This window comes from Gluconobacter potus, from assembly GCF_015244705.1.
Lineage (GTDB): Bacteria > Pseudomonadota > Alphaproteobacteria > Acetobacterales > Acetobacteraceae > Gluconobacter > Gluconobacter potus.
The window spans coordinates 1-12,042 of the sequence record NZ_JABCQF010000024.1 but is presented as its reverse complement, the minus strand read 5'-3'; the positions used below and the strand labels follow the sequence as shown (position 1 = coordinate 12,042).

At 57.3% G+C, this 12,042-nt stretch carries 15 protein-coding genes and 2 pseudogenes; 7 read left to right on the top strand and 10 right to left on the bottom strand.

What is annotated here, in order from left to right:
* Positions 1–180: 180 nt before the first annotated feature.
* The gene (locus HKD31_RS15215) at positions 181–762 is read right to left on the bottom strand and encodes an SbtR family transcriptional regulator (protein ID WP_194265647.1); all 582 of its coding nucleotides are present in this window, start codon (positions 760–762) and stop codon (positions 181–183) included.
* Between the two features lie 121 nt (positions 763–883).
* Here HKD31_RS15215 and HKD31_RS15210 point away from each other — a divergent pair, with 121 nt between their 5' ends.
* Both HKD31_RS15210 and HKD31_RS15205 read left to right on the top strand, forming a co-directional pair.
* Positions 884–1,864: an SDR family NAD(P)-dependent oxidoreductase gene (locus HKD31_RS15210; protein ID WP_194265648.1), complete on the top strand. Its 981-nt coding sequence runs from the start codon at positions 884–886 to the stop codon at positions 1,862–1,864.
* 111 nt (positions 1,865–1,975) lie between these two features.
* Positions 1,976–3,091, top strand: coding sequence for a metallophosphoesterase (locus tag HKD31_RS15205; RefSeq protein WP_338085594.1), 1,116 nt, complete (start codon positions 1,976–1,978; stop codon positions 3,089–3,091).
* 181 nt (positions 3,092–3,272) lie between these two features.
* Here HKD31_RS15205 and HKD31_RS15200 read toward each other — a convergent pair whose 3' ends face one another.
* The 3 genes from HKD31_RS15200 to HKD31_RS15190 form a co-directional block, all read right to left on the bottom strand.
* Positions 3,273–3,608 (bottom strand): glutathione S-transferase family protein, encoded by a 336-nt coding sequence (locus HKD31_RS15200; RefSeq protein WP_194265650.1) that lies wholly within the window; start codon positions 3,606–3,608, stop codon positions 3,273–3,275.
* Between the two features lie 100 nt (positions 3,609–3,708).
* Positions 3,709–4,353, bottom strand: coding sequence for a glutathione S-transferase N-terminal domain-containing protein (locus tag HKD31_RS15195; protein ID WP_456303460.1), 645 nt, complete (start codon positions 4,351–4,353; stop codon positions 3,709–3,711).
* Between the two features lie 128 nt (positions 4,354–4,481).
* A complete protein-coding gene (locus tag HKD31_RS15190; RefSeq protein WP_194265651.1) occupies positions 4,482–5,345 on the bottom strand; it encodes a LysR substrate-binding domain-containing protein in 864 nt (287 codons plus the stop codon).
* A gap of 75 nt (positions 5,346–5,420) precedes the next feature.
* Between HKD31_RS15190 and pdxA the strand changes: the two genes are divergently transcribed.
* Genes pdxA through HKD31_RS15175 form a run of 3 tightly spaced genes read left to right on the top strand, consistent with a single transcriptional unit; the run spans position 5,421 to position 7,480 of the window.
* A complete protein-coding gene (gene pdxA / locus HKD31_RS15185; protein ID WP_228120889.1) occupies positions 5,421–6,428 on the top strand; it encodes a 4-hydroxythreonine-4-phosphate dehydrogenase PdxA in 1,008 nt (335 codons plus the stop codon).
* Entirely contained in the window at positions 6,425–7,105 is a 681-nt protein-coding gene (locus tag HKD31_RS15180; protein WP_194265652.1) for a 4-hydroxythreonine-4-phosphate dehydrogenase, read from the top strand. Before pdxA ends, HKD31_RS15180 begins: the two co-directional genes overlap by 4 nt.
* A gap of 12 nt (positions 7,106–7,117) precedes the next feature.
* Positions 7,118–7,480, top strand: a complete 363-nt coding sequence (locus HKD31_RS15175) for a cupin domain-containing protein (protein WP_194265653.1) — start codon at positions 7,118–7,120, stop codon at positions 7,478–7,480.
* 383 nt (positions 7,481–7,863) lie between these two features.
* Here HKD31_RS15175 and HKD31_RS16170 read toward each other — a convergent pair.
* The 3 genes and pseudogenes from HKD31_RS16170 to HKD31_RS15165 form a co-directional block, all read right to left on the bottom strand.
* Positions 7,864–8,097, bottom strand: a pseudogene (locus tag HKD31_RS16170) (IS5/IS1182 family transposase); the annotation flags it as partial.
* A gap of 77 nt (positions 8,098–8,174) precedes the next feature.
* Positions 8,175–8,384, bottom strand: a pseudogene (locus HKD31_RS16165) (transposase); the annotation flags it as partial.
* A gap of 268 nt (positions 8,385–8,652) precedes the next feature.
* A complete protein-coding gene (locus HKD31_RS15165; RefSeq protein ID WP_194265654.1) occupies positions 8,653–9,678 on the bottom strand; it encodes a zinc-dependent alcohol dehydrogenase family protein in 1,026 nt (341 codons plus the stop codon).
* A 121-nt stretch (positions 9,679–9,799) separates the two neighbouring features.
* On the opposite strand from HKD31_RS15165, the gene HKD31_RS15160 reads away from it, so the two are divergent.
* Positions 9,800–10,168, top strand: a complete 369-nt coding sequence (locus HKD31_RS15160; protein ID WP_194265655.1) for a winged helix-turn-helix transcriptional regulator — start codon at positions 9,800–9,802, stop codon at positions 10,166–10,168.
* Positions 10,169–10,485: 317 nt separating this feature from the next.
* On the opposite strand, the gene HKD31_RS16160 is transcribed toward HKD31_RS15160, so the two are convergent.
* The 3 genes from HKD31_RS16160 to HKD31_RS15150 all read right to left on the bottom strand — a co-directional run bounded on the left by HKD31_RS16160 (position 10,486) and on the right by HKD31_RS15150 (position 11,523).
* Entirely contained in the window at positions 10,486–10,725 is a 240-nt protein-coding gene (locus tag HKD31_RS16160) for a transposase (RefSeq protein ID WP_338085593.1), read from the bottom strand.
* Positions 10,726–10,926: 201 nt separating this feature from the next.
* On the bottom strand, positions 10,927–11,079 hold the full coding sequence (locus HKD31_RS16155) for a transposase (protein ID WP_228120891.1): 153 nt from the start codon (positions 11,077–11,079) through the stop codon (positions 10,927–10,929).
* A gap of 123 nt (positions 11,080–11,202) precedes the next feature.
* Positions 11,203–11,523 (bottom strand): nuclear transport factor 2-like protein, encoded by a 321-nt coding sequence (locus HKD31_RS15150; RefSeq protein ID WP_081107120.1) that lies wholly within the window; start codon positions 11,521–11,523, stop codon positions 11,203–11,205.
* A 231-nt stretch (positions 11,524–11,754) separates the two neighbouring features.
* Here HKD31_RS15150 and HKD31_RS15145 point away from each other — a divergent pair.
* A partial coding sequence (locus HKD31_RS15145) for an IS5 family transposase (RefSeq protein ID WP_194265656.1) occupies positions 11,755–12,042 on the top strand: 288 nt, incomplete at its 3' end.

Genomic DNA, 12,042 nt, shown 5'->3' with positions numbered 1-12,042 from the left:
CCGGGTTTTTCCGGTTCGGTCTTGCAGCCAGTTTGTGCGCGATACAGACGGTCCGCCGTTCCAACCCGGACGATCTCTCAGACGGAAATGTAGCCGACAGACGGGATGCGCCTTTTTATCCGACGTCGCGAAACACGCGCACGACGTCGAATAGGAAGCACAATTGTGGAGCGTGCGTCTTTACGATGCCGAAGACCGCGAGCCCGTGATGAGAATATCGACAAGGCGTTTTGCACTGCCTTCCCAGCCGGGACCGGCCGAGAAATTTGAAACGCCCGCCAGAGCGCGGAGCAGATCCAGAGGATCGATGTCGGCGCGGAACTCACCGGCGGCGATGGCGGCGGAGACAAGGCTGTTGACCGCGGCTTTGAGAACGTCGCCGGAATGCGCATAGAGCGCGCCCGTTCCCCCAACCAACCCGTTGAGTGCTGGGGCGATGACCTGCTTGGCGGCGATGTAATCCACGAACAGTCGCATCCATGCGCGCAGCGCCTCCACCGGTGGATGCTGCGCGGCCAGCACGGGAGCCGCTTCAGCAAGGCGATCCAGTTCAGCGCGATACACCGCCTCGATAAGAGCGTCGCGATTGGGAAAATGACGGTAGAGCGTGCCGATGCCAACGCCCGCACGCCGTGCGACTTCATCCAGGGGGATGTCCACTTCGCCCATCGTAAACGCGGTTTTGGCCACGTCCAGAAGCTGCTCCCGGTTGCGCTGTCCGTCGCTGCGCGGTCGGCGACGAGGTTTTTTCACGTCGGTCACCTGTCCTCCCCTTGTTAAACGGAGTGATGCTCCGTATATACAAAGCGGAGCGATGCTCCACATAAGACATTCCATGCCGCTTCGGCAAGGAATGGATGCACCATTTCAGGGAGTTCCACCCATGACTCAGGTTTTTGGCGCAACCTCAACGACTGATGATGTTCTCTCCGGCGTGTCCCTGAAGGGCAAGCGCGTTCTCGTGACCGGCGTTTCCGCCGGATTGGGTGTCGAAACAGCCCGGGCGCTGGCGGCTCATGGCGCGCATGTCGTAGGCGCGGTACGCGATCTGGCAAAAGCGGAGCACGCAACCGATCAGGTCCGCGAGGCTGCGGCGCAGGGAGGCGGTGCGTTCGAGCTTACCGCGCTGGACCTTGCGGATCTGGCGAGCGTACGCGCCTGCGCCGACCGTCTGAACGCGCAAGGCACTCCGTTCGATCTGGTTATCGCCAATGCGGGCGTCATGGCGACGCCGTTCGGACATACGAAAGACGGGTTCGAGACGCAGTTCGGCACCAATCATCTGGGACATTTCGTCCTGATCAACCGGATCGCCGGACTGCTGCGCGATGGTGCACGGGTGGTCAATGTGTCCTCGGCCGGACATCGCTTCGCCGACGTTGATCTGGACGACCCGAATTTCGACCATACGCCTTACGTGCCGTTCGTGGCCTATGGACGCTCCAAGACCGCCAACATTCTCTTTGCCGTCGCCTTTGATGCGCGGCATCGCTCACGGGGCGTGCGGGCAACGGCTGTTCACCCTGGTGGAATCATGACGGAACTGGTGCGGCACATGGCGCCTGGCGAGATCGACGCCATGGTAAGCCAGATCAACGAACAGGCTGTCGCCGACGGGCAGGAGCCGTTCCAATTCAAGACCATCCCGCAGGGTGCCGCAACCTCGGTGTGGGCTGGCGTCGTGGCTGATGCCGATGCAGTGGGAGCGCATTACTGCGAGGATTGTCACGTCAGCGATATGATCCCCGACGACCAGCCGATCAGTCTGGTCAATCCAGGGGTCCGCGCCTACGCTCTCGATCCGGCACACGCCGAGGCCCTGTGGACAAAAAGCGAGGAAATGGTCGGAGAACGCTTCGCCTGACGCGTTCACGCGAACAACACTTCGGGTCAGCACAGGTTCACGGCTGTGCCCGGGACGCCGACGACCACCGTAAGCCGTCGGCTTCTCCTATCCATGAGGATGTCCATACTCGTGCGCATTATCGTATTCGGCCTGCTTCTGTCGATTGTGATCCTGAACTGGTTATGGCCACTTCCTCTTCCGGTTGCCGTGAAACTTCTGGTGGCCGTCTTCGTCATCGTGGCGTCGCAATTCCAGTTCTGGAGCAGGCTCTCCTCCGGATCGATCTTTGCGCCGGAGTTCCCAAAACCGCTTATCATCCTGTTCAACTGGGCGGTCGGGACGATCCTGTTTCTCACGCTGTTTCAGCTCGCACTCGATCTCGGCGCGCTGGTGGTTGCGCTGGTCAGGTGGCAGCCGGTTCATATCGGCATCGAAGCCCGCATCGCAGTGGGTGGACTGGCCGGGCTGCTTGCGGGCATCGGCGTTGCCAATGCTCTGCGGCTGCCCCCTGTCAGGGACGTGACTGTCGTCATACGTGGATTGTCCCCGCTGTTCGACGGATACAGACTGCTCCAGCTGAGTGATCTGCATATTACGCGGCTTTTCTCTGCGGGATGGGCTGCCCGTGTCGTGGCGCGCGCCAATGCGGCCGATGCCGATCTGATCGTCGTGACGGGGGATTTCATCGACGGGTCGGTGGAGATGCGCCGTGCTGACATCGCACCGCTCGCAGGCCTGCGCGCCCCCGATGGCATACTGGCCGCTCCGGGCAACCATGAATATTTCTTCGATTATGCGGCCTGGATGCGCCATCTGTCGGCACTGGGTATCGATATGCTGGAAAACCGGCACAGGGTGATCACGCGCGACACGGCCCATCTGGTGATCGCCGGCGTGACGGATCGCTCGGCACGCGGCCACGGTCAGATGGGACCGGATCTTGACGCCGCGCTGGCGGGCTGTCCTGCCCATGCGCCGGTTGTCCAGCTCGATCATCAGCCTGGCGATGCCCGGGCAGCGGCGGCTCGGGGTGTGGCGCTTCAGCTCTCGGGCCATACGCATGGCGGGATGATCCGCGGCCTCGACCGGCTCGTGGCACGGGGCAATAACGGCTTTGTCTCCGGACGCTACCAGGTGGGTGGCATGACGCTCTATGTCAGCAACGGGACCGGTCTATGGCCCGGCTTTGCGCTCCGACTGGGCGTACCGTCCGAGATCACACGGTTTCATCTGCGTGCCGGATAAGGTTCAAGGCTGCCTGACAATCTCTTTCGGGTGCTGGGCAATCTCTGCCCCAGCAAGTCTCCCTCTGTGCAGTTAAATAAACGTTACGAAACGTCCTATAGGCTCTTCCAGAGTGGATATCCTGCTTGCTCCGCCAGGCTGCGTGTCTGTTAAGCGACCTCAAGCAGAAAAGCGGTGTGGGCTACATTCGTATGATCGGAATTTCAGAATATGCATCCTGTTCCTGCAAACCAGGCGCGGAGTTGCGGTAAGCTTCCATCGCGGCAAGATAGCCGTCGATTTCCATCCGGCGATCCCATATTCCTATAACCGCGCATTCCTCCGAGTTGCTGCCCAGCAGCGGTGGTGCAGGATGCAAGCTCTCCAGGTAACGACAGACCAGCGGTACTTCGCTGAGAATCATGCCATCATCAAATTCCAGGCAGGAACCGTGCATGATGGATTGAGTGTCCTGAATACGGTTGAAAACCGTTCTCTGCTCCGAATTAGAGAAGGATGGATAAGTGTAAAGCTTCATGTGAAGGCACACTTTCTGTTATTTCAGTCTCTGTCTGAGATGGATTATTCTTTTGCAGACCGTGCCGTCCGGCCGAACAGAATTTTCTTTCCCTCTTCCGTCACACCGGGCGCGCTGACAGGGCCTTGCCTTTTTCATAGGCCCGGATCGTTGCGGGGCGCTCGGCAATGCCTTCAAACCAGCGCTTCAGGTGCGGAAACTCTTCGAGGTTCTGCTGCTGGCGCTTCCACGGCACAACCCAGGGATAGCAGGCCATGTCGGCAATGCTGTAGTCAGTGCCGCCGAGAAATGGCACCTGCGCCAGACGCCGGTCCATCACGCCATACAGACGGTTGGTCTCGTTGATATAGCGGGTCATGGCGTAGGGAATTTTCTCCGGTGCATACTGTACGAAATGATGGTTTTGCCCCGCCATTGGCCCTAGACCGCCCACCTGCCAGAACAACCATTCGATGGCTGCCATGCGCCCCCTGATGTCCGTCGGCAGGAACTGCTCCGCCTTTTCCGCGAGATAGAGCAGGATGGCGCCGGATTCAAAAATGCTGATGGGTTCGCCGCCATCTTCCGGGTTCCGGTCGATAATCGCAGGCATGCGGTTATTGGGAGAAATGGCCAGAAACTCCGGCCGGAACTGATCACCCGCGCTGATATCAACAGTATGAATAGTGTAATCCATCCCTGCTTCTTCCAGGAAAAGCGTGATTTTGTGCCCGTTCGGGGTCGGCCAGTAGAAAAGATCGATCATGGGATGTCTCCTTTCTCAGACAATCGTTCGCTGCAACACGCCAGAGTAACGCGCATGCCCATAGTAACCGCTACTCACAACTGCGACATTGCACGACACCGCTGCGGCAAAGCCATATCCATCACGGGTTATGGAACCTGTTTGACGACCCATTTTTCCAGGGCTCTGACATTGTCCGTCATTTCCAAGCCGCCTGGCCGGATCAGTCCGTATAATGTTCCATCCGTGTCGAACCCGGCCGGCGCCAGAAGCCGGCCGGTCGCGATATCATCCATAGCGATGATACGGGGCGACAGAGCAACACCCAAACCATTGGCGGCGGCTTCCAGCATCATGAAATGATGGTCGTACAGACGGACATCGCGCGGTGTGGGCATGTCGGGCCGGGACACCAGCCAGTTCTTCCATCCCTCGGGCCGGGTGAGCGACCCGAGGGCCAGATAGCCCCCGTCGGCGAACCGCTGTGCCAGGTCAGGGCGCATGACCGGCCCGACCGCTTCCTGCGCAAGCGTGGTGACAGCCCAGTCGGGAGCAAGTGGGAAATCAAGGCGCCGGATTGCCAGCGTGATGCGGTCACGTGCGAAATCCAGCGCGCCGCCGCCGGTCGAAAGATGCACATCGATCCCCGGATGACGGTCCTGGAAGTCGGACAGGCGCGGGATCAGCCAGCGCATCGCCAGCGACCGCTCGCAGGACAGCACAATCGGCTGAGCATCGGATGACGACCGGATTTCGGTCAGCGATGCCGCGATCCCTTTCAGTGCATCGGTTGCTGCTTCTGCCAGACGCGAGCCATCCCGGGTCGGCCGCACCCCACGCCCATCCGGTTCCAGAAGCTGGAGTTTCAGATCATCAGCCAGCTTGGACACCCGACGGCTGACGGCTCCGTGAGTCAGGGCCAGTTCCGTAGCTGCCGCCCGCACTGAACCCAGGCGCACAACCGCTGCGAAGGCACGCAGATCATCCAGCGAGGGCATATCAGACCGCTTCATTGGTCAGTTTTTATCACCAGAACAGGTCAGTTCATATCGATATTCCGTGGGAATTGTTCCGTTAATATCACCAGAATGACTGAAGAAGCCTTTCACGAAGTTTTGCCACTGGCTGTCACGATGGGAGATCCCGCCGGGATCGGCCCGGAGATCGTGGCAAGGATGTTCCTGCGGCGACCATCACAACGGCACTGGATTGTCGTCGGTGATCCGTTGGTGATGCACCAGGCGCTGACAGCACTCGCCCCGTTGGCACGACTGCACCGGATCGCGAGGCCAGCCGAAGCCCGGTTCGAGGATGGAGTGCTGAATGTACTGGTCTCGTCAGAATGCACAGAACCGCCGCCCATAGGACAGATCAGTGCCGAGGGTGGCCGCGCCGCCTACGCGGCAGTCGTGACCGCAATTCATTTGGCAAAGGCGGGAGCAATCCGAGGCATTGTTACCGCGCCGATCCACAAGAAGGCACTTGCCGCTGCCGGACTGCACTATCCCGGCCATACCGAAATTCTTGCCGAACAGGCTGGCGGCGGGGAGGTTGCCATGATGCTGGCGAACGAGGACATCCGCGTCGTGCTGGTGACGATCCACTGTTCTCTCAGGGATGCGATCCAGCGCGCTGATTGCCCCGCCCAGATGGCAGCAATCCGGCTGGCTCATACGGGGGCACGCGCACTGGGCATCGAACGCCCGCGCATCGCCGTAGCGGCCCTCAATCCTCATGCAGGCGAGGGCGGCCTGTTTGGCGACGAAGAGACCCGTATCATCGGTCCCGCCATCACGCAGGCTCGCCGTGAAGGCATTGACGCCTCAGGCCCCTGGTCCGGTGATACGGTATTTATGCAAGCGCGCGAAGGTCGGTTCGACGTTGTGGTCGCGCAATATCATGACCAGGGACTGATTCCGGTCAAATACATGGGTCTGGCGCAGGGTGTGAACATTACCCTTGGTCTGCCCTTCACGCGTACGAGCCCCGATCACGGCACAGCCTTCGATATCGCAGGACGGGGCATTGCTGATTCATCCAGCCTGGAAGCAGCGTTCGATTATGCCCTTCGCCTCACCAATGGAGCCTCAGTATGAGCCGCCCCGAATTCATTTTCATGCTGACCCGCCATGACCGGACGGTGGAAAACGCAGCCGACCTGATCGAAACCGCTCGTGTGGCAGGTGTCCGCCATATCGGGTTCAAGGATATTGGTTTGCCGTTTGCGGAACTCCAGACGCTGGCCAGCACCATCCGTGGGGCTGGGGCAAAAACCTATCTGGAAGTCGTCTCCCTCGATCGCGACAGTGAACTCCGCTCAATACAGGCCGGGATCGCCCTGGGCGTCGATTATCTGCTGGGTGGCACGCATGTCGATGAGGCGCTGAAGCTGCTGGAAGGTACGTCGATCCGCTATTATCCCTTTCCCGGCCGGATCAGCGGGCATCCCAGCCTTCTTGAAGGGACCGAAACCGAAATCGTGCGCAGTGCAGTCGACCTCGTGGGCCGGCCTGGTGTCCATGGGTTGGATTTGTTGGCCTATCGGTTCGTGGGAAACGTGCCGAAGCTGATCCGGCAGGTCTGCGCTGCTGTGTCGAATAAGCCTGTCATCGTGGCCGGTTCGCTCGATCGGACGGAGCGTATCCGCGCCACTGCCTCGGCAGGTGCTGCGGGTTTTACGATCGGCACAGCCTTGCTCGACGGCGCTTTTCCCGCATTACCCGATCTGGCGCAACAGATCGGCTACGTCCAGACTATCGTTCGACAACTCTGACGGAGGAAATCAATGGAAAAAATAAACCTGACTCAGGCGTTCACGACATTTTCCGATTACTGGGGTCCCCGTGTGGCGGGTGACGTCAACACGTCCCAGATCAAGCTGGCAAAATTCAAGGGAATATTCGACTGGCATCATCACGAGCATGAGGACGAACTGTTTCTGGTTGTTTCCGGAACATTGCGCATGCATTTCCGGGAACGCGACGTCGACATCGAGGCCGGTGAATTCATCATTGTTCCGCATGGTGTCGAGCATTGTCCCGAGGCTTTAGGTGACGAATGCCATGTTGTTCTGCTGGAGCCGAATACGACTCTTAACACAGGCAATGTGACCACCGACCGGACCGTGCATACGCTGTCGCGGATATAATCTGAAATCCTACTACTGAGCGCTCAGGAATGCCTCAGAAAATTGAAGATATCTGTGCGGAAGTGAGCCAAACATATGTTTGGTTCTATCCTCGGACAACCCTGAAGCGGATCTGCCACAAGGCCGTGACACCGAGAAATGGTTGCCCATCTCGCATGAGTTTAATGGCGTCTCACAGAGAGCTTGATACGATCAGACAATCCATGCTCGATCTGCCTTTTTCCATGGACGAACGCTTGCGGAACTTGCGTCGACAAGACTTTTGCGGGTTTTTTTGTACCTTACCACCCCTACGTCCGATAAAGTAAAGATTGTGTTGAAAAACACTTACCGCGGTTGGTGGTGAGGACGGTCCTGAGGTCATCTTAGTCAGGCTTTGCACCTCATCCTGCTGCCACAGTCACCCGGGATGGGACGAGCTTGGCCATCTTGCGGAGGTTCTGGGCGGTTGCGACGGGGAGGAACTCATCATGAGCGCCCTTTGGACCACGCAACCGGCGGCGATCCAGTTTCAGTATCCGCTTGCGATGGGCAGATAGCATCTCAACTTTCTTTCGTTATCGACGTGCCGTGACATAGGCGTCCGTCAATGCGAGGCCGCAGGCCAGATCTCGAGCGCATGATTTTGCGTGCTAACGTATTCAGGGTGCAGCGCTGTCAAAATGCGCAATCGTCGCAATTATGAAGCGCGCAGCCTGATCGGTCGGTGCCGGTTCTTCGAAAACGTCAAATGATCGGGCGCGGCACTGTCCAAACTGAGACGACAGACCCACTAATGGGCGAGGTTCAGGTGAACCTCTTTGCATAACCGCCGCTCGGAGCGGATACCCATGCAATAGCCGATGATCAGCATAAGGATCAGCAGTTTGGGATGGATAGAAGGACGGTCAGTATCGCTATAGAACAAAGCCTTCTGAATCCCGATCCGCTCGCCCATCATTCGCATCGCCCTCCAACCTGAGGCGATACTGAATCAATAGGAAGCAATTACCGTAAGACAGATTTTTTCAACACGATCGTAAAAAAGTGGACATAGAATTTACGGAGGGGGCTGACTGACGGTCAGCTTGCGGTTTATCCAAAGACGGAACCGGACACGCCCGACTACCAAAAATATGCCAGGACAGTCATCATGCCGTCGGAGCGATATGGCAGAAGCACCATCGCGTGGGTCAGTCCGAGAGGGTAATGACGATTTTCCCGACATGGCTGCCAGTCATGAGATGGTCAAATGCCTCGCGCGCGTGGGCAAAGGGAAACACGCTGTCGATCACAGGCTTCAGGCCGGATGCGGTCCATACACGCACAAGGTCTTCCAGCATCGGCCTGTCACCCACAGCAACAGAACGGACGACTGCACCGCTGCTTTTGAGATGGAAGTAATCAATTCCCGGATTGTCACTACTCAGAAACCCGACCAGCACAACCTCTCCACCCCACCGAACAGCATCGAGAGACTGATTGATCGTCGCAGGACCACCGACTTCAACGACACAGTCCACGCCTGTTCCACCAGTGATGTCATCCTTGATGTATCGGCCCCAGTTCGGAATATCCCTGTAATTGACAATATGCTCCGCCCCCAATGCCTTCAACCGGTCGGCCTTTTCCGCACTGGACGTCGTTGAGATCACGGTCGCTCCCACGGCTTTGGCAAGCTGCACCGCAAACATCGAAACTCCGCCTGTCCCAAGGGTCAGGACTGTCTGTCCGGCTCGCATGGGGCGGGCGCCCGAAAGCGCGTTCCAGGCCGTCACGGCAGCACAGGGCAGTGTGGCTCCTTCCTCAAATGAGACCTTCTCCGGAAGAGGCACCACCGCTTCCTGTGAGACGACCTTGTATTCAGTCAGCCAGCCATCCGAACCGGTGCCGTAGCTTTCCAGCATCAAGCCAGTCGGCGGTCTGCCGCCCAGCCAGCGGGCATGAAAGCTGCTGACAACCCGATCTCCCGGGCGGAAAACCGTCACGTCTTCGCCGACACTGACGATTTCCCCCGCAGCATCGCTGCATGGGATAAGCCCAGACTTCGCTGGCCAGACATAGCGACCGAGAGTGGGTGCAATATCACGGTAATTCAGGGAAACAGCACGCACCTTTACAAGAACTTCTCCGCGCTGAGGTGTGGGCATCGGTTCACTGTGCACGGAAAGGTCACTGAGAGAAGAGAGGGCGTCGAAGCGCCACGCGCGCATGGACATGGCAGGTGTTTCCTTCAGCCAGGGGGGCAGCCGAAACCGCTGTTGCGCCTTTCTCTGTGCTATAGTGCTGTCGTCGTGACAAGAACGCACAAAAAAGTCCAATACCCACCAAAAGGTAACCATGCCCGATTCAGATATGAAAACCATCTACAATGCACGTCCCCGTTCCAGGTCGGCCGCCGATATGCAGTGCGCCATTCGCATTCTCGAAGGACGGTGGAAGATGATGATTCTGGCCTGGCTTTTTGAGGGGCCGGTCATGCGCTTTTCAGATCTTCAGAGAGCCATACCGGATATTTCACAGAAAATGCTGATCCAACAGCTTCGTGCACTGGAGCAGGAAAAGGTCATTTTCCGCACGGTCCACGCACAGGTTCCGCCCAAAGTCGAATACGGCCTGACGGACATTGGCAAAGCGCTCGGCCCGGTCTTCACGGCCCTGCTGGATTGGGCGGATTTGAGACGCGCGGTTAAGGCGTCCGATGCATAGCCGTTCAACGATCGGAAAGCAGGTCCGGTTTCGGGAACATGCTCATGGCCATGTAGCGTCGGGGATGTAGGCGAATGCGGAAATGGCAGTTCGCGCCGAAACCTCGCATTCGCAAGTTTATACCAACGGCTATCACCTACCTATTTGTATGCCCATTTTTTGAGATCGATAGATCGGATTATTCCAAGCGGAGCAAGCGGCATCGATAATTTGGCTGAGATTGTCGAATACGGTATTTGAAAACCAGGATCGGGACTTATTCTTTATGTCGCCAGTCTTTCAACTTTGCGAACATGCTTTCGATCAGATGGCGCTTTTTATACAGATGCCAGTTGTAAGGTGGCTTTGATTTCCTGTTCTTTTTCGGGGGGAATACAGGCGGTGATATTGCGTTCTGCAAGCGGTAACCTGATCCGGTTGCTGTCATAGTCTCTGTCCCCGATGACGTCTTCTGTCTCGTCGGGAATATCTGCCCGCAGCACGTCTGCGCCTTTGAAGTCACTGACCTGTCCCGCAGTCAGATGAAGGCGGACAGGCCAGTCCAGATCATCGCACACGGCATGGAGTTTTGAGCTCAGGTCACCTTTTGTCCGTCCGATATGGCGGGGAAAAGCTCCTTTTTGAGCAGGGACGCCGACGTCCGGTGCGCCTTGAGATGTCTTGCATCGATCATCATGCGCTTTGAACGGCCAGCCTGTTCTGTCAGGGCGACAAAGAACCTGTCAAAGACACCCAGGCGGCCCCACCGGATGAAGCGATTATACAAAGTCTTGTGCGGGCCATATGCTTTTCGGGGCGTCTTTCCACTGAAGGTCGTTGTGGATCACATAAACGATCCCGCTCAGAACACGCCGGTCATCCACGCGTGGCACTCCGTGCGCCAGAGGGAAAAACGGCTCAATCCACTCCATCTGGTTCTCAGACAGCAAAAACACGTTACTCACAGCCTCATCTCCATCGGTAAGCCTGTGAATCAGAACGCCTCGCTCAGTTCAATAAATTAATAGGTCCTGAGTCTAGCTCTCCTCATCCTTCTATTCGATAATAAGGCCGACAATCTGATTATCCTGTAACTGGAATTTCATCGTTCCCACGCCATTAAAACCTTTTCCCGTAACCTTGATGGTTACTGAATATCCCGTCATTATCGTATGAACATCAAGAGGAACGAGATGAGCATGGACGCCAATGTTGTCGCTTCGGTTCCAGCGGGCAATTCCAGCTCTTCCTTGATAGTTCCGTCCCCAGTCAGAGAGAAATGCATCTGCTGTAAAACAACTCAGGAAATTTGCTGTATCACCCGTATTCGTCGTTTCAATGAAGTGCGCGATTGGTGGTGGAAGATCGATTGCCACGTATTTTGGTCCTCTGGACGAATGAGAAGCCTTAAAATTAAGGCTTTACTATTGAGAAAGAGACTATCTCATTTTCCTTATCCAGATAATTACCACTTTCCCGGAAAGAAAATCCGGATGACACGAACAATAAAAAAAGAGCGACTAGGCCACGTTGACAAAAGATCTATACGGTCTGCCTGAGCTCTGATTCACTTCCTGGCTGTGGGATAACGGGCAGAGAGAGCAGGCATGGCACGAGGCGATCTGACGGATCAGGAATGGGCGATGATTGGTCCGCTTCTGCCGCCTGAGCGTGGACGTTGGGCACGTCCATCTGGAGACAATCGTCAGTTTCTCAATGGTATGCTGCATGTTCTACGAACGGGTTGCCCCTGGCGGGACATGCATAAGCGCTACGGCAAGTGGAACTCGGTCTATGTCCGGTTCCGGCGTTGGGCTGAACAGGGTGTCTGGGATGCTCTTTTACAGACCCTGGTAGATCTGGGGCTGACTGATAACTGGCAGCATATGATCGAC

Coding starts and splice junctions, on each gene's coding strand:
- HKD31_RS15180 (WP_194265652.1), top strand. CDS start 6,425: ATGAGCCGCCCCGAATTCATTTTCATGCTGACCCGCCATGACCGGACG.
- HKD31_RS15160 (WP_194265655.1), top strand. CDS start 9,800: ATGCCCGATTCAGATATGAAAACCATCTACAATGCACGTCCCCGTTCC.
- HKD31_RS15175 (WP_194265653.1), top strand. CDS start 7,118: ATGGAAAAAATAAACCTGACTCAGGCGTTCACGACATTTTCCGATTAC.
- pdxA (WP_228120889.1), top strand. CDS start 5,421: ATGACTGAAGAAGCCTTTCACGAAGTTTTGCCACTGGCTGTCACGATG.
- HKD31_RS15190 (WP_194265651.1), bottom strand. CDS start 5,345: ATGAAGCGGTCTGATATGCCCTCGCTGGATGATCTGCGTGCCTTCGCA.
- HKD31_RS15195 (WP_456303460.1), bottom strand. CDS start 4,353: ATGATCGATCTTTTCTACTGGCCGACCCCGAACGGGCACAAAATCACG.
- HKD31_RS15200 (WP_194265650.1), bottom strand. CDS start 3,608: ATGAAGCTTTACACTTATCCATCCTTCTCTAATTCGGAGCAGAGAACG.
- HKD31_RS15165 (WP_194265654.1), bottom strand. CDS start 9,678: ATGTCCATGCGCGCGTGGCGCTTCGACGCCCTCTCTTCTCTCAGTGAC.
- HKD31_RS15210 (WP_194265648.1), top strand. CDS start 884: ATGACTCAGGTTTTTGGCGCAACCTCAACGACTGATGATGTTCTCTCC.
- HKD31_RS16155 (WP_228120891.1), bottom strand. CDS start 11,079: ATGGAGTGGATTGAGCCGTTTTTCCCTCTGGCGCACGGAGTGCCACGC.